This is a genomic window from Nocardia sp. NPDC004573 (assembly GCF_053602135.1).
In genome coordinates this window covers 110,366-131,919 of record NZ_JBSGDA010000018.1, presented here as the reverse complement: position 1 = coordinate 131,919, position 21,554 = coordinate 110,366, and the positions used below count along the sequence as shown (strand labels likewise).

22 protein-coding genes and 1 tRNA gene are annotated in these 21,554 nt (G+C 67.7%); 10 read left to right on the top strand and 13 right to left on the bottom strand.

Annotated features, from left to right (window positions below; genetic code table 11):
• Nucleotides 1-491: 491 nt before the first annotated feature.
• The 3 genes from ACWEKR_RS25410 to ACWEKR_RS25400 form a co-directional block, all read right to left on the bottom strand.
• Nucleotides 492-1,769 (bottom strand): YibE/F family protein, encoded by a 1,278-nt coding sequence (locus tag ACWEKR_RS25410; protein WP_452356587.1) that lies wholly within the window; start codon nt 1,767-1,769, stop codon nt 492-494.
• A gap of 392 nt (nt 1,770-2,161) precedes the next feature.
• Nucleotides 2,162-3,415 carry a pyridoxal phosphate-dependent aminotransferase gene (locus ACWEKR_RS25405; RefSeq protein ID WP_159846116.1) on the bottom strand — a complete coding sequence of 418 codons (1,254 nt, stop codon included), beginning with the start codon at nt 3,413-3,415 and terminating at the stop codon, nt 2,162-2,164.
• Between the two features lie 99 nt (nt 3,416-3,514).
• A complete protein-coding gene (locus ACWEKR_RS25400; RefSeq protein WP_452356586.1) occupies nt 3,515-4,852 on the bottom strand; it encodes a helix-turn-helix domain-containing protein in 1,338 nt (445 codons plus the stop codon).
• Between the two features lie 230 nt (nt 4,853-5,082).
• On the opposite strand from ACWEKR_RS25400, the gene ACWEKR_RS25395 reads away from it, so the two are divergent.
• Nucleotides 5,083-5,532 (top strand): hypothetical protein, encoded by a 450-nt coding sequence (locus tag ACWEKR_RS25395; protein WP_063016495.1) that lies wholly within the window; start codon nt 5,083-5,085, stop codon nt 5,530-5,532.
• A gap of 79 nt (nt 5,533-5,611) precedes the next feature.
• On the opposite strand, the gene dcd is transcribed toward ACWEKR_RS25395, so the two are convergent.
• Entirely contained in the window at nt 5,612-6,211 is a 600-nt protein-coding gene (gene dcd / locus ACWEKR_RS25390) for a dCTP deaminase (RefSeq protein ID WP_195084373.1), read from the bottom strand.
• A gap of 112 nt (nt 6,212-6,323) precedes the next feature.
• Here dcd and ACWEKR_RS25385 point away from each other — a divergent pair, with 112 nt between their 5' ends.
• The 4 genes from ACWEKR_RS25385 (at nt 6,324) to ACWEKR_RS25370 (ending at nt 8,511) form a co-directional block, all read left to right on the top strand.
• Nucleotides 6,324-6,515: an SDR family oxidoreductase gene (locus ACWEKR_RS25385; protein WP_452356585.1), complete on the top strand. Its 192-nt coding sequence runs from the start codon at nt 6,324-6,326 to the stop codon at nt 6,513-6,515.
• A gap of 79 nt (nt 6,516-6,594) precedes the next feature.
• Nucleotides 6,595-7,314: a phosphatase PAP2 family protein gene (locus ACWEKR_RS25380; RefSeq protein WP_452356584.1), complete on the top strand. Its 720-nt coding sequence runs from the start codon at nt 6,595-6,597 to the stop codon at nt 7,312-7,314.
• 240 nt (nt 7,315-7,554) lie between these two features.
• Nucleotides 7,555-7,628 (top strand) — tRNA-Gly (locus ACWEKR_RS25375).
• A 181-nt stretch (nt 7,629-7,809) separates the two neighbouring features.
• Nucleotides 7,810-8,511, top strand: a complete 702-nt coding sequence (locus ACWEKR_RS25370) for a 2'-5' RNA ligase family protein (RefSeq protein WP_452356583.1) — start codon at nt 7,810-7,812, stop codon at nt 8,509-8,511.
• Nucleotides 8,512-8,515: 4 nt separating this feature from the next.
• Here ACWEKR_RS25370 and ACWEKR_RS25365 read toward each other — a convergent pair whose 3' ends face one another.
• Complete coding sequence (locus ACWEKR_RS25365) at nt 8,516-9,775, bottom strand: helix-turn-helix domain-containing protein (protein WP_452356582.1); 1,260 nt, start codon at nt 9,773-9,775, stop codon at nt 8,516-8,518.
• A 178-nt stretch (nt 9,776-9,953) separates the two neighbouring features.
• Here ACWEKR_RS25365 and ACWEKR_RS25360 point away from each other — a divergent pair, with 178 nt between their 5' ends.
• The 3 genes from ACWEKR_RS25360 (at nt 9,954) to ACWEKR_RS25350 (ending at nt 11,625) form a co-directional block, all read left to right on the top strand.
• Nucleotides 9,954-10,517, top strand: coding sequence for a hypothetical protein (locus ACWEKR_RS25360; RefSeq protein WP_452356581.1), 564 nt, complete (start codon nt 9,954-9,956; stop codon nt 10,515-10,517).
• A gap of 384 nt (nt 10,518-10,901) precedes the next feature.
• The gene (locus ACWEKR_RS25355; protein ID WP_452356580.1) at nt 10,902-11,330 is read left to right on the top strand and encodes a hypothetical protein; all 429 of its coding nucleotides are present in this window, start codon (nt 10,902-10,904) and stop codon (nt 11,328-11,330) included.
• 10 nt (nt 11,331-11,340) lie between these two features.
• A complete protein-coding gene (locus ACWEKR_RS25350; RefSeq protein ID WP_452356579.1) occupies nt 11,341-11,625 on the top strand; it encodes a hypothetical protein in 285 nt (94 codons plus the stop codon).
• A 120-nt stretch (nt 11,626-11,745) separates the two neighbouring features.
• Here ACWEKR_RS25350 and ACWEKR_RS25345 read toward each other — a convergent pair whose 3' ends face one another.
• The 6 genes from ACWEKR_RS25345 to ACWEKR_RS25320 form a co-directional block, all read right to left on the bottom strand.
• Nucleotides 11,746-12,855, bottom strand: a complete 1,110-nt coding sequence (locus ACWEKR_RS25345; RefSeq protein ID WP_452356578.1) for a methyltransferase — start codon at nt 12,853-12,855, stop codon at nt 11,746-11,748.
• 524 nt (nt 12,856-13,379) lie between these two features.
• Nucleotides 13,380-13,895, bottom strand: a complete 516-nt coding sequence (locus ACWEKR_RS25340; RefSeq protein ID WP_195084382.1) for a flavin reductase family protein — start codon at nt 13,893-13,895, stop codon at nt 13,380-13,382.
• Nucleotides 13,888-14,403, bottom strand: coding sequence for an NADPH-dependent FMN reductase (locus ACWEKR_RS25335; RefSeq protein WP_195084383.1), 516 nt, complete (start codon nt 14,401-14,403; stop codon nt 13,888-13,890). Before ACWEKR_RS25335 ends, ACWEKR_RS25340 begins: the two co-directional genes overlap by 8 nt.
• Nucleotides 14,404-14,414: 11 nt before the next feature.
• On the bottom strand, nt 14,415-15,632 hold the full coding sequence (locus ACWEKR_RS25330) for an SfnB family sulfur acquisition oxidoreductase (RefSeq protein ID WP_195084384.1): 1,218 nt from the start codon (nt 15,630-15,632) through the stop codon (nt 14,415-14,417).
• Nucleotides 15,632-16,747 (bottom strand): dimethylsulfone monooxygenase SfnG, encoded by a 1,116-nt coding sequence (sfnG, locus tag ACWEKR_RS25325; protein ID WP_452356577.1) that lies wholly within the window; start codon nt 16,745-16,747, stop codon nt 15,632-15,634. Before sfnG ends, ACWEKR_RS25330 begins: the two co-directional genes overlap by 1 nt.
• A 126-nt stretch (nt 16,748-16,873) precedes the next feature.
• Nucleotides 16,874-18,265, bottom strand: a complete 1,392-nt coding sequence (locus ACWEKR_RS25320; protein ID WP_452356576.1) for a styrene monooxygenase/indole monooxygenase family protein — start codon at nt 18,263-18,265, stop codon at nt 16,874-16,876.
• Between the two features lie 58 nt (nt 18,266-18,323).
• Between ACWEKR_RS25320 and ACWEKR_RS25315 the strand changes: the two genes are divergently transcribed.
• Entirely contained in the window at nt 18,324-18,845 is a 522-nt protein-coding gene (locus tag ACWEKR_RS25315) for a GAF domain-containing protein (protein ID WP_452356575.1), read from the top strand.
• Between the two features lie 70 nt (nt 18,846-18,915).
• On the opposite strand, the gene ACWEKR_RS25310 is transcribed toward ACWEKR_RS25315, so the two are convergent.
• Complete coding sequence (locus tag ACWEKR_RS25310) at nt 18,916-20,139, bottom strand: acyl-CoA dehydrogenase family protein (protein WP_452356574.1); 1,224 nt, start codon at nt 20,137-20,139, stop codon at nt 18,916-18,918.
• A 367-nt stretch (nt 20,140-20,506) separates the two neighbouring features.
• Between ACWEKR_RS25310 and ACWEKR_RS25305 the strand changes: the two genes are divergently transcribed.
• Nucleotides 20,507-20,809, top strand: coding sequence for a DUF1905 domain-containing protein (locus tag ACWEKR_RS25305; protein ID WP_452356573.1), 303 nt, complete (start codon nt 20,507-20,509; stop codon nt 20,807-20,809).
• 33 nt (nt 20,810-20,842) lie between these two features.
• On the opposite strand, the gene ACWEKR_RS25300 is transcribed toward ACWEKR_RS25305, so the two are convergent.
• Nucleotides 20,843-21,478: a hypothetical protein gene (locus ACWEKR_RS25300; RefSeq protein ID WP_452356572.1), complete on the bottom strand. Its 636-nt coding sequence runs from the start codon at nt 21,476-21,478 to the stop codon at nt 20,843-20,845.
• Nucleotides 21,479-21,554 lie beyond the last annotated feature (76 nt).

The following is a 21,554-nucleotide window of genomic DNA, read 5'->3' as shown; positions in this document are numbered from 1 at the left end:
CTCCACGCGGGTCGCACTCGTCCAACGCGGCAGGCTCCACGCGGGTCGCACTCGTCCAACGCGGCAGGCTCCACGCGGGTCGCACTCGTCCAACGCGGCAGGCTCCACGCGGGTCGCACTCGTCCAACGCGCCGGACCCGGGCGAGACGCGGATAACTCAGGCGCGAACGCGCCGCGGACTCCACCCGAGCACGAGACGACCACGCCGCACAACTCGTGACGAGGCGGCAGGCCCGAACCGCGCCGGTGGGTCCACACGAGCGCGGGCACTCGTAGTTCCCGACTCGATGTGCCGGGCTGCACGCGGACGAAGTGACGCGACACACCGTTCAGCCGCTGACACGGCCCGACCGCACATGACATGCGGGTCGCTTGGATTGCCCCAGCGCGACGACGACATCGACGCGTTCGTATTCAGGCCGGGCCTGCTGGGATCCACGCCCGATGACCAGGGCGAACGAAACGCCGACTGGCCGGGGGCCGGGTGCGATTCAGACCCTGGCGTGCCGGGCTCGGCGCGTGGGCGGAGGCGGACTGGGTTCCTTGGTCTTGAAGGGCCGGGCCAGCAGCACCGCGATGCCGGTGGTCAACGGCACCGAGAGCGCCAGCGCGATGCCGCCGACCGCCGAGCGCGCGATCTCGATCGCCACCGCGTCGCCGGTCAGCACGTCGCGGATGGACCGGCCCGCCACACTGAACAACAGCAGCAGCGGCAGCGCTCCACCGGCGTAGGCCAACACCAGGGTGTAGACGGTGCTGGCGATGTGGTCGCGGCCGACACGCATGGCGGCGGCGAAAACCTCCCGGCGGGACGCCGATTCGTCGAGTGCGGCCAGCTCGAACGCGGCCGATGCCTGGGTGATCGTGACGTCGTTGAGCACACCCAGCGAACCGATGATGAACCCGGCCAGCAGCAGGCCGGTGATGCTGACGTGCTCGAGGTAGGTCGCGACGTTCGTGTTCTGTTCCTCCGAAAGCCCGGTGAGATCGGTGAGCTCGATCGTGAGCCAGGACAATGCGGCGGCCAGCAGCATCGAGGTCAGCGTGCCGAGCAGCGCCGAACTGGTGCGCAGGTTCACCCCGTGCGCCAGATACAGCACCGCGTAGAGAATGAGCGAGCCCGCGACCAGGGCGACCGGGATGGCCGGTTTCCCGTCCAGCAGCGCGGGCAGCAGGAACAACACCAGCACCGCGAAAGCGAACACCAAGCCGAGCAGCGCGCGGACGCCGCGCCAGCGCGCCACCGCGATGATCACCACCACGAAAGCCACGACGATCAGCGTGAGCGGCAGTCCGCGCGAGTAGTCCTCGAACGAGTACAGCGGCGTCCCGCTCGGATCGGTCTGGCGGACGAGGCGCAGTTCGTCACCGGCGCGCAGGTCGGGCTGCCCTGGGCCGGGGGCGATCTCCAGCAACGTGCGGTTGCCCTTGTGCGGCCCGGATTCGATCGCGATCAGGCTGCGCTGACAGGTGTAGGCGGTGCTGCGTGGCGGCTCGGGTTGGTCGACGAATACCTTGCCCAGCGACGGGCTGCCGCACGGTCCGATGTCCTGCAGCACCACGGTGCCCGCCTCGGTCTGCACCGCGCCGCCGCCCGCGTTCTGCATCGGCAGCGGGATGTCGATGTGCTGCTTGCTGGGCCACAGCGCGATCGCGCCGATGACAACGACGACCCCGATCACGGTGAGTAGCCCGATGACCACGCGCGCCGCGGTCGCGCCGATCGCGATCGGTCCCGAATGATCGTGGTGATGGTGGTGGTCGCTCACCGCGCTCCTACCTGTCAGATGTGGTTCTGCCCGGAGCGAGCCTAAAGGATTTCATTTTCAAGACCGGCGCGGCGGTTGCCGAACACTGCGAATACACGGTCAGAGCGATCCGATCGCACAAAGAACGGGATTAGAGGGGGCGGCGGAGAGCAGGGGGATGTCTCCGCCGCCCGCAGGGCAGGCGGCCCAGGGGGGTAGGCGGCCTAACCCGAGGCCGGATATGCCCAGGGGGGGTAGGCAATCCGACCAGGCACTCTAAGTGCCGAGGACCACTGTACACAAAAGTACTTCTTTTGCGCTAGCTAGTCGCCAAATCCGACAGGTATCCGTACATCGAGTTTGTTTCCGGGCCGGAAGCGGGGCGATTATATTGACAACCACCGCCCTTCCCACTATTGGCGATAGCTGGCGAGGAAGTTGCCGAAGCGTTCGATCGCGACCGCGAGATCCCGGGCCCAGGGCAGCGTGACGATCCGGAGATGGTCGTGGTGCGGCCAGTTGAAGCCGGTGCCCTGCACCATCAGGATCTTCTCCTGCAGCAGCAGATCCAGGATCAGTTTCGAGTCGTCGTAGATCTCGTACACGTTCGGGTCCAGCTTCGGGAACGCGTACAGCGCGCCCTTCGGCTTCACACACGACACTCCGGGAATCGTGTTCAACCGCTCCCAGGCGACATCGCGCTGTTCGAGCAACCTGCCGCCGGGCAGGATGAGATCCTCGATGCTCTGATGACCGCCGAGGGCGACCTGAATCGCGTGCTGCGCGGGCACGTTCGGACACAACCGCGAGGAGGCGAGCAGGTCGATGCCCTCCAGGAATCCGGCCGCGTGCTCCTTCGGGCCGGTGATCGCCAGCCAGCCCGAGCGATAGCCGGCCACCCGGTAGGCCTTGGACAACCCGTTGAAGGTCAGGCACAACAGGTCGGGCGCCACGGTGGCCAGCGAGATGTGCTTGGCGTCGTCGTAGAGGATCTTGTCGTAGATCTCGTCGGCGAGCAGCAACAGCTGGTGCTTGCGCGCGAGGTCGGCGATCTGCTGGAGCACTTCGGCGGAGTACACCGCGCCGGTGGGGTTGTTCGGGTTGATCACCAGCAGCGCTTTGGTCTTGTCGGTGATCTTCGCTTCGATGTCGGCGATATCCGGCTGCCAGCCGTTGGCCTCGTCACAGAGGTAGTGCACGGGAGTGCCGCCGGCCAGGCTGGTCATGGCGGTCCACAGCGGGTAGTCCGGGGCCGGGATCAGCACTTCGTCACCGTTGTCCAGCAGGGCCTGCATGGTGATGGTGATCAGCTCGGAGACGCCGTTGCCGAGGTAGACGCCGTCCACGTCGAGTTCGGGAAAGCCGGGCACGAGCTCGTAGCGGGTCACGATCGCGCGCCGCGCCGAGAGGATGCCCTTGGATTCGGAGTAGCCCTGGGCGTACGGCAGCGCCGCGATGATGTCGCGCATGATCACGTCCGGTGCCTCGAACCCGAAGGGAGCGGGATTGCCGATATTGAGCTTGAGGATGCGGTGGCCCTCGGCCTCCAGCCGTGCCGCGTGCGCGTGTACCGGTCCACGGATCTCGTAGACGACGTTCTGCAGCTTCGTGGACTGCTCCAGAACACGCGGGGGGCGGTGCGGATGATGGGGACTCACCCGTCCCATGGTGCCATCCGTCGCAACTGGATAAATCGCCTGTCCGACCCGGCCGGGGCCGATCCGCCCGGGACGGCGGCCACGCCCCGGCCGGATGTGACGCGTCACTCAGTGAGCCGTGCCCGGCGGGATGCTCCTGGCCGCGGTGGAACCGCAGAATTCCTCGATCCGCTCGTCCAACCGGCGCGCCTCCACCGAGTCGCGGAAGGCCGAAGCCGCGATCCTCCTGCGTACACCTGTCAACCGTTCCTCGAGCTGCGCGATGCGCTTGTCCTCGTCGAGCCCGAGCACCGGTTGCAGCGCCTCGGCCGCGCCGTCCAGGCTGCCGTTGATCAGGTGGGCGACCGCGCAATCGACTCTGGCCAGCGCCTCCGCGCCGTAAGAGCGCTGCTCGGAGGGCCCTTTGGAGTACAGCTCGATGGCGCGCTGGGTGGCGCCGAGCGCGGGCTCCGCCTGACCGAGGTGGATATAGGTGGCCCCGGCGTAGTAGTTGGCCTTGGCGTCGTTGAAGCCGAAGACGCCGCCCACCTCGTCGTGCAGCATGTCGGTCGCGGCGATCTCACGGGCGTCGTCGGCGGCCCGCACACAGCGATCGGTGTCCGCGCCGCTGCCCAGCGCCGACCAGATGCGCGCCTCGATGTTGAGCAGGCGCACCTGCGCGGTCGCGGACTCGGCGAACTCCTGCCCGCTCTGGGCCAACTGGACCGCCCGGCGGGGGCGCTGCGACCAATACTCGATCAGCGCGTGCATGCCGCGCGTCCAGGCGCGAAGGCCGTTGTGCCCGCACAGTTCCGCGTAGGCCCACGCGGCCCGGGCCTGCTCGCCCGCCGCGTCGTAGTAGCCGAGATCGGTGCTGGCGTTGGCGAGCAGGCCCGAGAGCGTGCCCGCCAGAAGATACAGATGACCCGTGTCGGCGGGCCGCTGATGGCCTTCCAGCAGCCGATACACCCGGCGGCGCACCCGCACCATTTCCACCATCATCGGCACCGGCGGAATACGCACGTAATCGTTGGCGATGCGCACGACATCCGCGTCGAGCTGTTCCAAAGTGCTCGCACCGACATTGGTGCTCTCGGCCTTGCCGGCGTGCTCGCTGGCCTCGTGGGCAGCCGCCATGATCAGATCCCTCTCCGAAATCGCTGCTAACGCAACACCTCTCATCGCACCGGCGTCTATGAGAGCCAAAAGGTCGGCGTCGCTCGAATAATGAACGCGGGCCGAGGCGTCGGCGCGCGCGTCGAATCCCGGCGGGACGGCTCGATCGCTCGCGGGCTGATCGATCAAGGCCGCGAACCGGGCCCGCACCACGTCGTCGGATCTGGCCAGGGAGGTGTCCAGAGCGGCCTGGTTGATCGGTCGTGGATGAACCCGGACGCCCCCGGCTTCCCACTTCGACACCAAGCGTTCGTGCACACCCAGATGGGCCGCGAATTCCCTGATACTCATCCGCTTGGCATCGCGAAGGGCGCGGGCCTCTTTGCCTGACCAATGCCTGACCACGGTGCCATCCCTTCCGAACGAACCCCTTCCAGAGTACGAGCGCTTTGTGAGCAGGGCCACAGGTGAAATGTGTTCTGCATCAAAGGCAGCGGAAGGACAGCGGAAGGCGGGCAGGCGGGCGATACCGAATCACGGCATGAGCCGGGACCATTGAGTCGGAAGGCAAGGAGTTCGCCGTGAATGTCGAGAAGCTCAGAACCGTGGACGATTGGGTGGCGTTCTATCGGCACGAGTTCGGACTGCCGGTCACCGAGCGTGGCGGTTTCGCCATGCTGCCGATCACCGGCCGCGTTTGCGTCGTCCACCTGCCTACCGCGCGTGCCGAAAAGGTGCGCGCCGCACTGGAACAGCAGGGAACGAGGGGTCCCATGTTGGCCAGGCAGATCCGATGGAGTTTCCTCGCCGAGCCCGACAGTCGACCGGGACCACAGGTGCTCGAGGTGCTCAATCGGCTGGATATCGGCCTGCCCGCCGTCGGCAGCGCCGTGATGTTGCCGACCGGTCTCGGTCGCTGGACCCGGGAAGGGTGCTTCTGGGTCAGCCCGCCGAGCCGCGGTGACACGCTTCCTCCGCTGTCCGTCATCCTCACTACGGCGCTCGCGGTGGGAGCGGGCGGCGGGGACTGATCACCTCCGCGGTCAGATCCCCGCTGCCGTCCGCCGGGTCCGCTTCTCCCCCACAGTCGACGAAGCGGACCCGGCGACGTCAGCGTGATTCGGCGGCGTCGAGCGCGGCAGCCGGAATCGGGAAGTTGAGGTAGGAGCGCGACGGCGTGGGTCCGCGCTGGCCCTGATACTTCGAGCCCGCCACGGCGCTGCCGTAGGGATGCTCGGCCGGGCTGGTCAGCCTGAGCAGGCACAGTTGGCCGATTTTCATGCCCGGCCACAGCGTGATCGGCAGATTGGCCACGTTGGACAGCTCGAGCGTGATGTGCCCGCTGAAGCCGGGATCGATGAAACCCGCCGTCGAGTGGGTCAGCAGACCCAGTCGGCCCAGGCTCGACTTGCCCTCCAACCGCCCGGCCAGGTCGTCCGGCAGGGTGCACACTTCGAGGGTGGAGCCCAGCACGAACTCGCCGGGATGCAGGACGAACGGCTCGCCTTCGGCCGGCTCCACCAGGCTGGTGAGTTCGTCCTGCCGCTGCGCGGGATCGATGTGGGTGTAGCGGGTGTTGTTGAACACCCGGAACATCCGGTCCAGGCGCACGTCGATGCTCGACGGCTGGATGAGGTTCTCCACCAGCGGCTCGACCCCGAGACGCCCAGCGGCGATCTCCGCGCGGATGTCACGATCGGAAAGCAGCACGCGACGAGCGTAGCGCCTGCTCGCCGGGACTCCTCCGCCGCACAGTGATATGGAGAGAATGATATCCTCGCATTCATTCGGGCGGCGCCGCCCGCAATCGAAGGGATGCACCATGACCGAGGGCTCGATCGAAGGGGCCTTCGCCTGGGACCGTTTCCGCGAACGGGTCCACCCGAGGATCCCGGTTCGCCGCTGGGGCATGCCGAGCGATTTCGAATCCGTCGCCGTCTACCTCGCCAGCCCCACCAGCGCCTACCACACCGGCGACACCCTCCTGATCGACGGCGGCTACAGCAAGTTCTGAATGGCGTCGCCCGGCGCTCCCGTCCCAGCTGGGAACCACCCGGGCTACCCTCCAGCGCCGAAGATGGCAACGTGGAATGGTGACCTCCCCTCGCATTCGCAACGCTCTCGGGGTACTCACCGCATTGCTGGTGGTGTGCGCCGCAGCTCTCACCGCAGGAGTGGTCGGGAATCGCGGCCCCGGTGGCGTCGATCGCGGCATCGCCGACTGGGCCGTCGCGCACCGTGTCGACGCGCTGACCCCGGCCGCGGTGGTGATCAGCGTCCTGGGCGGAACGCTCGCCATGACCGCCCTGGCCACCGCGACCTGTCTGGTGCTGACCTGGCGGCGGCGCTGGACGTCGGCGGCGCTCGTCGCGATCACCGGGCTCGGCGGCGGCTTACTCGTTCGCGGCGGCAAGCGCCTGACCGACCGGGACCGCCCGCCCGTCGAGGACCACCTGATCAGCGTCTCCAACCAGGCCTATCCCTCCGGGCACAGCATGGGCTCGTTCGTCGTGGTCGGCATCGTCCTGGTGGTCGCGCTGCCCAGCGTGCACGGCCCCGCCCTCCGCGCGTGCACCGCCGTCGCCGCCGCACTGTTCGTCCTCACGGTCGGCCTGTCCCGTATCTACCTCGGCGTCCACTGGACCACGGATGTCCTCGCCGGCTGGTGCTTCGGCGCACTCTGGCTCATCCTCTGCCTGACGGTGTACCGGTACTTGGTGCGTTCCGAGCGAGAGTCGACCACGTCTCCCGACGACCTTTCCAGCACGGGACCCGGCGATGTCGAGGCTTCATCGACCTCTGGAGCGAAATAGGCCGCATTCAGCGTGCGGAGTCGGATGAGATCTGACGACATCCCTGTCGACCGACGCGGCCGGCCGAGCCGACAGCTCGACACGATGGCGATCAACCGGACAGGAAGCGACGCGAACTCCGAAGACCGAGTCGCCGCCCGACCGCACGGGGATCATTACCCCAGGTCAACGGCTTCTAGCTGGACTTTTCCCACCCCACGCGCGGCTTCTGCTACAGTCTCGGTTGGCACATCCGCCTCTGCCGATGTAGTTCAATGGTAGAACTTCTGCTTCCCAAGCAGACAGCGCGGGTTCGATTCCCGTCATCGGCTCCACCGAAAAACCCGCCCTGCCCAGGGCGGGTTTTCGTTTGCGACCGTCAGGCGAGTAGGGGACCGCATCCAAGCTGTGCCCAACGCACTTTTGCGGTGGTGTGCGGTCGAATCGGGCGAAACAGTCCGGGTCAGGCGGATTTGTTGCCGGATATGGTCGCTCGTTGATCCGTACACTCACGGCGTGGTTCCCACCAAGCGTCCATTCCCGCTGCTGCAACCCGCATCTGCGTCCGACCCTTCGGCCATTCGTTCCAACGATTGGACGGCGTTCCGTCAGCTCGGGGATCTGTATGACCACTGGACCCTGAAGTCATGGGCGCCCGGGCAGTCCGGCTACTACTGGTACCTCACCTTCGATGATCCGGCGCTGACCGATCTCGCCGAGAGATGCCAGAAAACTCTCGCCGACGACGGGATCGACCCGGTTCCGCTCGACGCCCTGCACATGACACTGCTGAACGTCGGCAAGGTCGGCGATGTCTCCGGCGAACAGCTCGCGGGTATCACCGCCGCAGCGCGTTCACGGCTGGTCGACATCGCGCCGTTCGACGTCGAGGTCGGGCCGCTCACCGGCTCCCGTAGCGCGCTGCGATTCTCGGTCGCCCCATGGGACAACTTGTTCAGGCTGCATCGTGCCGTTCGCGAGGCGACCGCCGTGCACCGGCCGACGAGCCGCATCGCCGAGACGACCGAGTTCCGGCCGCACCTCGGAATCGGCTACATCAACCGCCCCCAGAACGCTGCGGCGCTGATCGCCGAGGTGGCCGCGCTGCGAGATCTGCCGCCGGTCAGCGTGCGCGTGAACAAGGTCGATCTCGTCGAGCTGCGCCGCGACGGCCGCCGGTATTGCTGGACCGAGTGTGCCGTGATCCCGCTCGGCTGAGCCCCTACCCGTCCGGCGCAGAGAAATTTCGCGCGGAAGACGACCACTCCTGCAAGAAGCCGAGGTACTCGCCGGAGCCGCGGGCCGGGCTCGCGCCGATGATCGCGCCGAGTTCGTGTGCCCGCTGCCAGACCGAGCGGATCGGCCGGTCGCGGGACGCTTCGAGCGCCTCGATTCCCAGGCGAACAGCGCGCTCGACGTCACGATGACCGGCGCCGAGCATTGCCGCAGCCATGTCGAGCCGCACCAGAGACCGGCTCCATACCGAATCGGACTCGGCGACCAGGTCTTCGACCTGCTGGCCGTAGTCCAGACAGCGCTGATACTCCCCTGCAGAGAGGAATGCGGTGGCTGCGTTCGCCATCAGCCGCGCCTCGCCGTATGCCTCGAAGGTCAATGCGGGCGTGAGTCCCGGTCCCGTGTCGAACGTCGCCGCAGTGGTGGTTGCCGCGTCGATCGCCGCAGCGACACCAGCCGAGTCCCCGACTTTGCCGAGCGCGCGCGCCAATCCGTTCGAGTACAGGCGAATGGATTGCGGCCCAGCGTTGGCTAGGTCCAATCCCTCATAGGCGGCCCGGACCGCAGCCGCGTAATCGCCTTGGTAGTAAGCACAGAAACTCTCGGTGCCCTTCACCCACGCCTGCAGGTCGGTGTCGCCGAGCAGCTCGCCGATGGCGAACGCCTCGCGGCAGTACATCCGGGCGTGCCCGAATCGCCCGCGGTTGACCGCCATGTAGCCGAGCACACCCGACAGGCGGGCGGCGATCGAGTAAAGCATGCGAAGTTGAGCGGGGTGACGGCGCTGCCCGAGCATCACTTCGACTTGGTGGCGCGCCGACACCACTTCCGGGGCCAATCGGCGCGGCCCCTCCAGCTCGTAGCGGTCGACAATGTCATCAACTGCCAGCGACAGGACGTCGATCACACTGCCGTCCGCGTCGAGTTCGGAAAGTCCCTGGACCCGCCGCGCGATATCCGTTGGCGACTCGAAGGTGTCGGCCACCGTCCGCATGTGAGTTGGTCGTGACCCCGGCATCAATGCAGCTTCGAACCGCGCCCGCTCAGAATCGGTGAGTCGGTCGAGCATGGTGTCCATGGCCGCGGCGTACTTGCCTGACAGCTCTATGGTCTGTCGCCGACCTTCCCACTTGCGCACCGCCGCGACGGTGAACCCCAGGGTCTCAGCGAATTCCAGCTGACTGACACGCAGCGCCGCGGTGCGCAATGCACGAACCTCGACCCCCGTCCACTTGGTCACGATCATCTGATCTGGCCCATCTGTGCGTCCGTCCGTGACCGCCAGCGTAGATGTTCCGTAGTAGTCACGTGGATTCAATTGCCCGCATTTCCGCTGGAAAGTGCTGGTAGGTACCCGACGCCGGGTGATGCCAGTCCATCGGCAGCACTGACCCGTCAGTCGATGGCAGGAGCCCCGGCGCCGGGTGCACACCAACGCAGCCAGCAGCGAGGACGGTATGACGGCAAAGGCAATCGGGTTCCTGCGGAAAGATCTGACAGCAGACCCTCCGCAAGATGCTACGACGATCCACGAGCTGGCCGACCGAGGCTTCACGCTCGTCGAAATGCTCACCCCCGGCGACGATCGACCCCGACCCCGGCACCTGCTCACTCGAGTGAATCCACAGCACCGCGCAGCGGCCGTTGTGATCGCGGACGAACGTCACATGCCCGCGCCCCTGTCAGACGAGGTCACCGCGGTACGCGGCGTGGCCACTTCCGTCCGGAACTCCATGGCAATGTGCAATTCCCGGAGGAGCGACATGGAACCTCGGCCCTCGACCGAACTCGAAGCCGTACGCGCCATTTTCTCAGCCGACGACGCCGCCGAACTCGCCATCGCCCGCAAAGACGGCGCGCTGTGGATGGCTGTGGACAAGTCACGGACATGGGCTTTGGTCGACGAGTACGGCACACCGGGCGACGAATTCACTGTCGTTGGTCCCACTTTCGGCACACCGGAACTGTATGAGGGTGATGCCGAGTGAACGGGTGGGTCACCTTGGTGATCGGGCTCGGTGCCGGGCTCGTGGTGATGGTGCCAGTAGTCGCGGCCTCGATGTGGTGGCAGGTTCCCGCCGACCGCGGGGCCGCCAAGACGCGCATCGTCGAGCAGCGGCTCCGAAACACGTTGCAGGCTGCGGGATTACCGCAGGATCGCGATCTCGGTATCCACGAGGCGCACATGACAATGCAACGGCATCGCGGGTGCCGCGCAGACGAGTGCTCACGTAAGGCGGCAGCACGGCAAACCCTGATCCGGGCGGGCCGGATGAGGCCCGATACGTCACGGGAGTACTGAGTACCCGCCGCAAGGGGCGGTTCTGATCTCTCCCGTGGGGTGCGGGAGTAGTAGATAAGGGAGGATATCCATGAGATACAACGTGATTCGCGCAGCCGTCATGGTTGTCGCTGTCAGCGCCGCATTGCTCGGCAGGCAGACGCTCACTACCGCGCCGGTTGCGCAGGCAGCTGGCGGCACCTGCGGGTTCGCCTTCAACAAGGAGCCCTACCTGCTGCACAAGGCCGTCGTCGTAGGCGGAACAGTGAAATGCGACCGCGCCCCGATCGAATTCCGCATCGAGTTGCAGCTGTGGCATCGCTCGGGCACCAGCAATCCGAAGCCAAAGGGTGACCACGTCGTGGCCACCCAAATCCCGAACCCCACTCTTCACGTCGCCACGATGGCGTTGGACTGCGTGCCTGGCATGTGGCAGGGCAAGATCTTCATGCGGGCTACCTGGGACACCGGGACCGACGAGGTCCGCAAGGAGACCACTCCCGTCATAATCCCGTGCTAGGTTGACCCCGGTGAAGGTGGCGTTTGTCAGTAGTGGCCCTGCCACGTGGTCGAGTCGGTGGTTCCGGCTGCGCTTCAACCTTTACTACCGGTTTCGGGATGTCTCCCGCGCGCCCGGCTACACCGGCGAGGACCAGTGGCACGCTCGCCGTGAATACGGTGGTTGGGTCATCCGTCCGGCCAGTGGATGGCGTCGGCTCCGCTGGATAACCCCACCGCTGCACTACACGCGCGCCGTCCCCGCTGACGACATGGACGCCCTCGGCAGTTGGATGCTGGAGAAGCTGGAGAAGTAAGTCCGGGTATCACAAGGCACAGCGGCCCCGCCCGGTGACGTATCCACCAGCCGATGCCCGATCTATTCGAGTGGCACATGACGGAGGCGAAGCGCGAGTGACCTCTCCGTCATGTGCCACTCAACGAGGTGCCAGGCGGTAGAGGGAGGTGGTTTCGCAGGCGCGGGCGTAATGGAGGGGGAAGGTGGGGTTGTGGGCTCGGCGGTGGGTGGGGTGGGTGGTCAGTTGAGCGGTGATGTGGAGTCCGGCGGCTGTGATGTGCTCGAGGAGTTCACCGTGGGGGCGCAGGCCGAGGCGCTCGGGAAGGTCGGAGAGGATCAGCCATCCTTCGCCGCCGGGGCGCAAGTGGGCGCGGAGACCGGAGAGGAAGGCGTGCAGCATGGCGGAGTTCTCGTCGTAGACGCCGTTTTCCAGTGCGGAGGTCGGGGTGCCGGGGAGCCATGGTGGGTTGCACACGACGAGGTCGGCCTTGCCGTCCGGGAAGAGAGCCGGGCCGCGCACGTCGACCGTTGACATGCCCAGCCGGTCGAGGTTGGCGCGAGCGCAGGTCAGCGCACGAAGACTGTTGTCTGTCGCGGTAATTCGCCGGATTCCACGACGGTCCAGGATCGCGGCGAGCACGCCGGTGCCCGTGCCGAGATCGAACGCCGTCTCGGCTCGCGCGGGCAGCGGCGCGGTCGCGACGAGGTCGACGTATTCGCCGCGGACCGGGGAGAACACGCCATAGTGCGGATGAATGCGGTCGCCGAGGGCGGGCACGTACACGCCCTTCTCCCGCCACTGCGCCGCACCCAGCACGCCGAGCAACTCGGTCAGCGCCAGCACGGTGCGCCCGCGTGGCGCGCCATACGCCTCGGTGCACGCACGCCGCACGTCGGGGGCGCGGCGCAACGCCAGCGAATAATCGTCTTCCAGCAACACGAGCAACTTGCCGAGTACCTGCGCGCGCCGACGACGCGACGCGCGATAGCGCCGGAACGCTTCGGCCGGATCGTCACCCAGCGGAGCTTTCCGCTCGACCCGCCGTCCCATCGCGCGCAGCAGCTGCCGCGCATTGTGGAAATCACCGCGCCACAGCAGGCCGGTTCCTGCTCGCGCTATCCGACAGGCCGCGTCAGCGGTCGTCCTGTCGTCCACCACGACGATGGAATCAGGTGGCAACGCACCATTCTCGGAATGCCAACGTGCGGTTGGGCAGGTGTCGTCCTCGGTCCAGGAAACGGTGAACACCGCGTACTCCTCGTGATCGAACGTGCAGGGGCACGACGAGCACTTCGACGCGGAGTCGCGAAAGACCTGTGCGACCAGCGCACAGGAATCAGTAGGTCGTCTATCTACGCCCGCGCCGAAGTGCGCGGGAAATCACCGAGAACCATCCCGAGCGTCATGGCCGAACCTTTCCGTAGGAGACGTCCGAGTCTCCCACAGCACTTCCCGATCAGCCGAACGAGTAGGTCAGCACCCCGTTGGGCAAGTTGGGCGGCTCTACGGGGGCATCGGTGAACTCGTTCGCGACCCGATCAAGGACATGGCGGTCGACGACGACATCGTGTCGCGCCCACTCCCGGAGGCAGCTGCGGCGGGACTTCGTGCGTGTCTGCCGAACCGCACGCCCGGCTGGTACGGGAATGACATTTTACTCGATCGGTCGGTCAACCAGCGACTTGCGGCGCGCGGTCGATGTCGGTCATGCGAGGGCGCGCGCCGAATTATCCGACCGACGGACCGCGCGGCGTTCTGGTGACCGAACCCCGTCAGGCCGCCCCGTTCGCCGGTTCGGCGTGCAACCGGCGGAACTTGCTGCCGTGGAAGACCAGCGGGTCGACGTCGGTGCGGGTGGCGATGCGGTGGATGCGGAGGATGACTACGGCGTGATCGCCCGCGGGGACATGCGCTTCCTGGACGCCCTCGATCCAGGCGGAGGCGCCGTCGATGAACACGGCGTCGCCGGAGCCGCGGTGCAGCTGGATGTCGCGGAAGCGGTCGCCGTCGCGGGTGCCGAGGGAGCGAGCGGCGGCCTGCTGGTCGGTGCCGAGCAGGCTGAGGCCGAGGTGGCTCGCGGCGGCGAGCTTGGGCCAGGTGGCCGAGGAGTTCTGCACGCAGAACGAGACCAGCGGCGGATCCAGCGAGACGGGAACGAAGGTGCTCACCGCGAGACCGTGCGGCACGCCCTCGATCTCGGCGCACACCGCGACGACACCGCTGGGGAAATTGGCGAACGCGCGACGCAGACCGGCTCCGTCGGCGGGGAATTCGAACAGGTCATGCATGATTCGCAGCCTTCGAGCTGTGGGCCAGTGCCTGGGCGACCGAACGCCACCGACCACTGTACCGGTCGATGACGCCGTCTTCGGCGAATGTGCGATCGGACAGGTAGAGCCCGGGCAACGCGGCGGTGGCCCCGATTTCGACGAGCACGGGCTTGAGCAACAGGTCGGGCGCGAGGGCGTGGGCCGGTCCCGCGCCGAGCATCACCGGGACCGCGAGCACGCCTGCCAACCCGGTTCCGCCCTCGAACTGTTCGAGGAACAGTTTCAGCAACCCCGTATAGGTGGCCTTGAAGGTCGGGCTGGCGAAGACCACGAGTTCCGCGCCCGCCACGGTGCGCACCGCCTCGGCCACGGCCGGATCACCCCAGCTGAGCAGACCGGGACCGAACTCGACCAAGTCGATCACGGTGGGTTCCACTTCCGGCCGCAGTCCCTTGGCGACCAAGGTGGCGGCGGTCAGGGTGCGGGAGGCGGGTTTCGGATTGCCGACGACGACAGCGACTGTCATCTCGTCTCCTTTCAGATCACACCGTGCAGCGGCGGCGCGGCATCGTGCAGCAGGGCCCTGCCGATGTGCTGGTATTTCCAGCGCACGGGATCGTGCAGGGTGTGCGTGCGCGCGTTGCGCCAGAAGTGGTGCAGGTTGAGATCCGCTGCGGCACTGCGCGTTCCGCTGACCTCGAACAGCGCGGCGGACACGTCGTTGGCGGCGCGATCGGCGAGGACCTTGGCGGTCGCGACGGCCAGCGACGCCTGGGCGATGTTCGCGGCGCTCGGATCGATCCTGGTGGCCGCGTCCACCGCCCATCCGGCCGACGAGAGCGTCGCCTCCGCGGCGGTCACCGCGACGGACAGCTCGCCGAAGCGCTGGATCAGCAGCGGATCGTCCACCGCGTTCGCCACCCCCGCCTCGAACCACGGACGGCTTTGCGTGCGCACGAAATTGGTGGCCGCGCTCAGCGCACCCCGGGCGATGCCGGTGTCGATGGCGGCGTGTAGCAGCTGTGCGAATGCGCCGTAGCCGGTGGGCGCGCGCACCGCGCCAGAGCGGGGAATCACCTGGTCACGGTCGACCAGCACCTCGTCGAAGGAAACCGTTCCGCTGCCGGTGGTGCGCTGCCCGAGGCCGTTCCAGTCGTCCACGACCTGCACGCCCGGCGTGTTCGCGGGCAGGTAGGCGATGTACTCCCCGGGCTCGAGACCGCTGCGTTCCTCGGGATCGTCCAGCCGGGTCAGCACCGCGAACAGGTCGGCGAACAGCGATCCGGTGCAGTAGTACTTCACGCCGTCCACCCGGAACCGGTCGCCGACCGGCCGCAACGTGGTCGCGATCTCGGCGACGGTCGCGCCGCCTCGCTCCGACTGCGCGTTGGCGATGCGCCCACCGTCGAGCACCCGTCCGAAGTACCGCTCCTGCTGCTGCGGCGTACCCGCGAGCCGCAGCAGGTTCACATAGACGAAGTGGCTGTGCGGGATCTGCGCGATGTTGGGATCGGCCGTGGCGAGAATCCGGGTCACTTCCGCGACCACGCTCGGCGGCAGGTCCGCGCCGCCGTATGCCGCGGGGACGGTGACCGCGAGCAAACCGCTGGCCGCCAGCCGATCGACCTCCGGGTACGGCAGCACCCGATCCCGGTCGCGCTCCGCGGCACCCGACGCGAAGTCGGCCGCGAGCCCCTGCGCGACCGCGAACGCCTGGGCCGCCGACAGAATGCGATCGGCGGCGACCGCGGTCATCAGTTCACCGCCGCGACAGGCCGCTGCGCGGCTTCCAGCTCGCGCACCAGCGGGAGCACCTTCGCGCCGAAGTACTCGATCTCCTCCTGGAAGTGCAGGAAGCCGCCGAGGATCAGGTCGACGCCGAGCTGCTTGTAGGCGACGATCCGCTCGGCCACCTGCTCCGGCGTGCCGATCAGCTGGGTGCGGAAACCGTCGTTGTACTGCACCAGGTCCTCGAACGTCGAGTCGGCCCACATGCCCTTGCGGTCCTGGGTGGACGCGCCGGCCTGCTGCACCGCGTCGCGGAAACCTTCCACCGCTGGCTTGTTCGCCTTCTCGATGATCTCGCGCAGGGTGTCGCGAGCTTCCTTCTCGGTGTCGCGGGCGATGATGAAGCCGTTGAGCCCGAACTTGACCTCGCGATCGTTGGCGCGGGCGACGGCGCGCAGGTCGTCGAGCTGTTCGGTGACGCCGTCGAAGTCCTTGCCGTTAGAGAAATACCAGTCGGCGTAGCGGCCGCCGTTGCGCCGGGCTGCGGTCGAGTTGCCGCCCTGAAAGAGTTCGGGATTCGGCCGCTCGGGGGTGTTCAGCGGCTTCGGCTTCAAGGTGAAATCCCGGATGCGGTAGAAATCGCCGCCGTAGTTCACGTTGTCCTCGGTCCAGATCTTGCGGATCACCTCGAGGAATTCCGCGCTGCGGCGGTAGCGTTCGTCGTGCTCGAGCCACGGCTCGCCGAGCGCGGTGAACTCACCGGCGAACCAGCCGGAGACGACGTTGATGGCGAACCGGCCATTGGACAGGTGGTCGGCGGTGGCGCCGAACTTCGCCAGCACCGCCGGATGCCACAGCCCGGGATGCACCGCCGCGATGACCTTCAGCCGTTCGGTCGCACCCAGCAGCGCGAGACTGAACGAGGTGGATTCGTGCTGGTACTCCGCGCCGTAGGAGGCGGTGTAGCGCACCTGGGAGAGGGCATAGTCGAAGCCGTTGTTCTCCGCGGTCTGCGCGAGCTTCTTGTTGTATTCGAAGTCCCAGCCGGTGCGCTGTTCGATGTCGCTGGTGACCAGTCCCCCGCTGACGTTGGGCACCCAGTAGGCGAATCGGATCTGCTCGGCGATCTGCTCCGTGGTCATAGCTGCTCCATGGTTATCGGGGGTAGCCGTCGGATCGGAGGCCGGACGCCACGCGTGCGTCCGGCCTCCTTCCACTCCAGCACCGGCCCCCGGACGGGACGAGGTTTTGAATCTGCGCGATTCGGATCAGGCGTCGGCGAGGGCCGGCGAGTAGTTCGACCTGGCGAACTCGCCCGCCGGGGCGAAACGGCCCAGCAACGCGGCGGCGTCCTCGCCGGTGACCCGCGTGATGAACTCGTTGACCGCTTCCGGCGAGTCGACCGGCAGCAACGGCTGCGGCCGGTGCAGCAGACCGACCAGCGCCGAAGCGAACGCCGGGTCGACGGCCGCCGCGGCGAAGAACGCGTTGCCGACCTCGGCCAGCTCGGGATCGCTCAGGAACAGCCTGGTCACCTTGTTCGCCGCGTCGGCGCGCGCGGCCAGGAACGCTGCGTATTGCTTCGCGATCCACGCCTCGTCGAACGGTCCTTCGTGCACGGCGGCCGCCGCGACCAGCCGCTGCGCCTGGATCAGGCCGCTCTGCGCGCCCTGCCCGGCGATCGGGTCGTAGGCGATGGCGGTGTCACCCAGGGCGGCGACCACATGCCCGCCCGCCGTGCGCCCGACACCCGACCGCACGACCGGGCGCACCGCGCCCTTCAGCCACGAGTGCGGGTCCTCGGGGATGGTCTTGGTGGCCAGCACCTCCGGCAGGTCCCAGTCGATGTAGTCGCGGTAGAGGTCCTGCACGATCCGGTGCGCCGACTCCGCGGAGTCCGCCGCGGCGAAACGCTTCTCCCAATCGCTGCCGGGACGCGCCCAGCCGAGGAACGCCCAGCTCGGCCCCGCGTCCTTGTGCAGGTACGGGCCCCACCACCCTTCACCCTGGTCGGCGAGGATGGAGAAACCGCTGTGCGCGCCGCCCGCGACGCTGCGATGGGCGAAGACGTTCTCGTCGTGGCCGAGTCCGGTCACGACGACGGTGAGCAGCGAGCGCTGCGGCGCGTCGTAGGGGGTGCGCTGCGGGTCGACGGGGAACAGGTCCGACAGCCCGCCACGGCCGGTCGCGACCAAGGTGAGGTCGTTGGCGGCGGCGATGCCGTCGAGTGTCTCCGGCGTCACCGGTTCGACCACGAAGCGGCCGCCGCGCTCCAGGAACGCGGTGAGCCGCTCGTCGGCCTTGAGCCGGGTGTCCACCGCGACGCCGACGTATCCGTCGAAATGACCATCGAATTGGATCAACTCGGGACGCTCTGGGCCGGGTCCCGCGATGCGCACGCTCAAGCCGGTGTGCCGGGGCGCTCGCGCGGTGTAACCGTCCAATCCGAGCGCGGCCTCGGCCTGCTGGGTCTCACCGAATTCGAGGGCGGTACCGGTGGCGGGCACGTCGTCGCGCAGAGCGCGCTGATCGCGCTCGCTGTAGAGGGTGACGTCGAAACCGGCGTCGAGAAGTCCTAGCGCCGCAGTGACGCCGGTCTGTCCGGCACCGATAACCGCGGCCGAACGAGTGGAACGGGAAACGGATTGCTGCGAAGTCATGCAGGGATGATGCGATGGCCGCACGGTGGTCGCGGAGTGTTGCGATCATCGAGAATCAATGGGCAGACAGCGAATTCCCAGCGCGTACCATTCGGGCCATGTCGTTCGTCGTCGCCGAACTCACCGGAGACCGTACCGAGCAGTATCGCCAGCTGGCCGCCCAGGCCGAAGCGCTGGTCGCGGGCGAGACCGACCGCATCGCCAACGCCGCCAATCTCGCCGCGCTGGTATTCCACGCGCTGCCGAATGTGAATTGGGTGGGTTTCTATTTCTACGACGGCCGCGAACTGGTCGTCGGCCCGTTCCAAGGCCGGCCCGCGTGCGTGCGCATCGCGTTGGGAAAGGCGTGTGCGGCACCGCGGCGCGGACCAGGGCAACCCAGCTCGTGCCCGACGTACACGCATTCGACGGGCACATCGCGTGCGACGCCGACACGCGTTCGGAAATAGTCGTTCCGCTGGTCCGGAACGACGTGCTGATCGGAGTATTCGATCTCGATAGTCCGTTGCCCGAGCGCTTCGATGAAATCGACCGAGCTGGGTTGGAAGCGTTGGCCGAGATATTCCTCGCCGCGACCTGAGTCGTCGGCCGGAAAGCCGGACGGCGCCGGGCCACGAGGGCTCCGGCGCCGTCCGGGCAGGTCCGGCGGGTCACCGCGCGGCTCCGGGGGCCTGGGTGCGTTCGCCCGCGCTCCACGCGAACGGCAGGTCGGCGCCGTTGAGCAGGTGATCACCGATCGCGCGCGCCTTCTGGATCGCCGGGTTGTGCACCGAGATGGTGCGGGCGTTGCGCCAGTGCCGATCCAACCGCAGCTGTTCGGACACCACCGAAGCGCCGCCCACCTCGAACAGCAGCGAGGTCGCGGGCAGCACCAGGTCGATGACCGCCAGCTGCGCCCGAGCCGCCGCGAGTTCGGCCGCGACCAGGGCGCTCTCCTCCTTCGCGCCGCCGGCCAGCACCCCGTCGAGCACGTCGGCGACGGCGAGCACACTGGCTTCGGCGGCGAACGCGGCCGCCGAAAGGCGCCCGATCACCTGCTGCACCAGCGGGTCATGGCGCGGCAGATCGGCGGCGGAATGCGTGTAGCCCCTGGTGCGCGCGGCGACCCATGCCCGGATGTCGCGTTCGGCGCGCTTGGCGATGCCCGCGAGCACCGAGAGCTGGACCAGTTGCAGGTAGGAAGTCGCGTAGGTGGGGCCGGGCGCACCGTAGCCGGGACCGAGAATCCGATCCTCGGTCACCACCACGTCGGTGAATTCCGTGGTGCCGCTGGCCGTCAACCGCTGACCGAAGCCGTCCCAGTCGTCGTGCTGACGCACTCCGTCGGCGTTCGCGTCCACCAGGACCCCCACCCGCTCACCGTTCCGGTCGGCGGCGGCCAGGATGTAGTCCGCGTAGAGCGACCCCGTGCTGTAGTACTTCACGCCGTTGAGCAGCCAACGCCCGCCGTCCTCGGTCAGCGTAGTGCGGTAGCGGTCCACCGCGCCGACGCCCGGTTCGGTGATCGCGTTGCCCACCAGGATGCCTTCGGCCACCGCGCGCAACCAGCGGTCCCGCTCCGGCCCATGCTCGGCCAGCAGTTGATCCTCGACGAACGAGAAGTGCACCCGCAGCGCCTGCGGCAAGTTCGATTCGGCGGCGGCGAGTTCGATGAGCAACCGGAACAGCTGCCGGACGGTGACGCCGTACCCGCCGAACTCGACCGGAACGCGCAGCGCGCCGAATTTCGCCGCGCGCAACTCGCCGACCTCGTCGTAGGGCAGGGTGCGATCGATCTCCCGCGCCACGGCGCCCTGGGCGATCCGGTCGAAGATCGGGCCGAAGATCGCATCCAGTTCGGCATCGGTGGTGGATTGGGCCTCGGTGGTCGTCATCAGCCCACGATCGCGCACCCCGTCCGGTCGCTCACGGGTTGCACGCAGCGCGATCGGAATCCTGGCCCGACGTGATCCGTCCCGGACCGCCTGACCGGTCCGGAAATACGTTTGGGGGTACATCACCAGGTCGATTACTCCGCGATCCGTGGTTTCCGGCCGTTGCTGCTGGACTCGCGCCTCCCGGGTGAGGTCGAACGCCCGCCCGTCGTCGCGTGGATCCGAGAGGACGCGGACAGGTCGATCGGCCTGCGCACGTCGGACAATGGCGTGGAGTGCGTGACGGACCGACGCCGTCCTGGATGGTCGTAAGTACTTCAGCTGCCGAGGCGGGATCGCTGTCGGTGCCCACCGCTACAGTCGCGGCGTGAGTGGTTCGCGGTACTCGTTCACGGCGGAAGTGTGGGAGCACAAGGGGGACGCCGCCTGGCATTTCGTCTCGCTGCCCGAGGACGTGGCCGATGACATCGAGGAGCGCTACGCGCATCGGTCCGGCGGCTTCGGCGCGGTGCGGGTGCATGTGGTCGTAGGCGACAGCAGCTGGTCCACGTCGCTGTTCCCGGACAAATCGCGGGCGACCTACGTGCTGCCGATGAAGAAGGCGATCCGGGTCGCGGAGGGGTTGGAAGCGGGGTCGAGCGCGCTGATCGAGCTTACCGTCGCACTGTGAGCCGGACGGATCGCACACGCGTCCGCGCGCAGCTCAGTATTCGAGCGGACGACCCGAAGACCGTCCCGCCGCGGCATCGCGCTTGTCCGCGCTTCGCTTGACCGCCACCAGCACGATCACGAGTACACCGAGCGCCACGCCACCGAAACCCAAGGCGAGCGCGCCGAGGAGGGCGCCGGCGAACGACGAGCCGAGACCTTGGCCGACGGCTACCGTCACTTGGGAGCTACCGGCCGTGGTCACGCGATAGGCGCCCGGCTTCGCGGCCTCGAACGAGAATCCGGCCCGTCCCTCGTGCCCGCCGAAGGAATAGGTGATGGTCGCGTCGTACTTCTGCAACTCCACATGTTTGCCGTCCGGGTCGAGCACCCGCAGGTTGACCGTGCCGGGAGTGCCCCGGGACGACGCCCCGGAGTACTCGACGTACACCGTGTATCCGCCGGATTCCGACAAGTTCACGACGCCGGAGCCGGGCACCTTCACCCGCTGGAAGTCGTCGATCCGGGCCGAGGTCTGCAGGAAACCGAAGCCGCCGAGCGCGATCCCGCCGATGATGCCGAGGGCGATCAGCGCGCCACCCAGCGCGAACCAGCGACCGGACGGGGTGATCGGTGGCGGGGCCGGTGTTCCGACCGAGCTCGGCGAGGTCGGAAAAGGCGGCTGTGACACGGTCGGATCCTCGGCTTCCGGGTCGACACCCGTGTCGACGTAGCGTCAGCGTACGGTCTGGCGCACCGCCTCGCTA

Coding starts and splice junctions, on each gene's coding strand:
- ACWEKR_RS25405 (WP_159846116.1), bottom strand. CDS start 3,415: ATGGGACGGGTGAGTCCCCATCATCCGCACCGCCCCCCGCGTGTTCTG.
- ACWEKR_RS25400 (WP_452356586.1), bottom strand. CDS start 4,852: ATGAGTATCAGGGAATTCGCGGCCCATCTGGGTGTGCACGAACGCTTG.
- ACWEKR_RS25385 (WP_452356585.1), top strand. CDS start 6,324: ATGACCGAGGGCTCGATCGAAGGGGCCTTCGCCTGGGACCGTTTCCGC.
- ACWEKR_RS25365 (WP_452356582.1), bottom strand. CDS start 9,775: ATGATCGTGACCAAGTGGACGGGGGTCGAGGTTCGTGCATTGCGCACC.
- ACWEKR_RS25355 (WP_452356580.1), top strand. CDS start 10,902: ATGAGATACAACGTGATTCGCGCAGCCGTCATGGTTGTCGCTGTCAGC.
- ACWEKR_RS25340 (WP_195084382.1), bottom strand. CDS start 13,895: ATGCATGACCTGTTCGAATTCCCCGCCGACGGAGCCGGTCTGCGTCGC.
- ACWEKR_RS25335 (WP_195084383.1), bottom strand. CDS start 14,403: ATGACAGTCGCTGTCGTCGTCGGCAATCCGAAACCCGCCTCCCGCACC.
- ACWEKR_RS25330 (WP_195084384.1), bottom strand. CDS start 15,632: ATGACCGCGGTCGCCGCCGATCGCATTCTGTCGGCGGCCCAGGCGTTC.
- sfnG (WP_452356577.1), bottom strand. CDS start 16,747: ATGACCACGGAGCAGATCGCCGAGCAGATCCGATTCGCCTACTGGGTG.
- ACWEKR_RS25320 (WP_452356576.1), bottom strand. CDS start 18,265: ATGACTTCGCAGCAATCCGTTTCCCGTTCCACTCGTTCGGCCGCGGTT.
- ACWEKR_RS25315 (WP_452356575.1), top strand. CDS start 18,324: ATGGGCAGACAGCGAATTCCCAGCGCGTACCATTCGGGCCATGTCGTT.
- ACWEKR_RS25310 (WP_452356574.1), bottom strand. CDS start 20,139: ATGACGACCACCGAGGCCCAATCCACCACCGATGCCGAACTGGATGCG.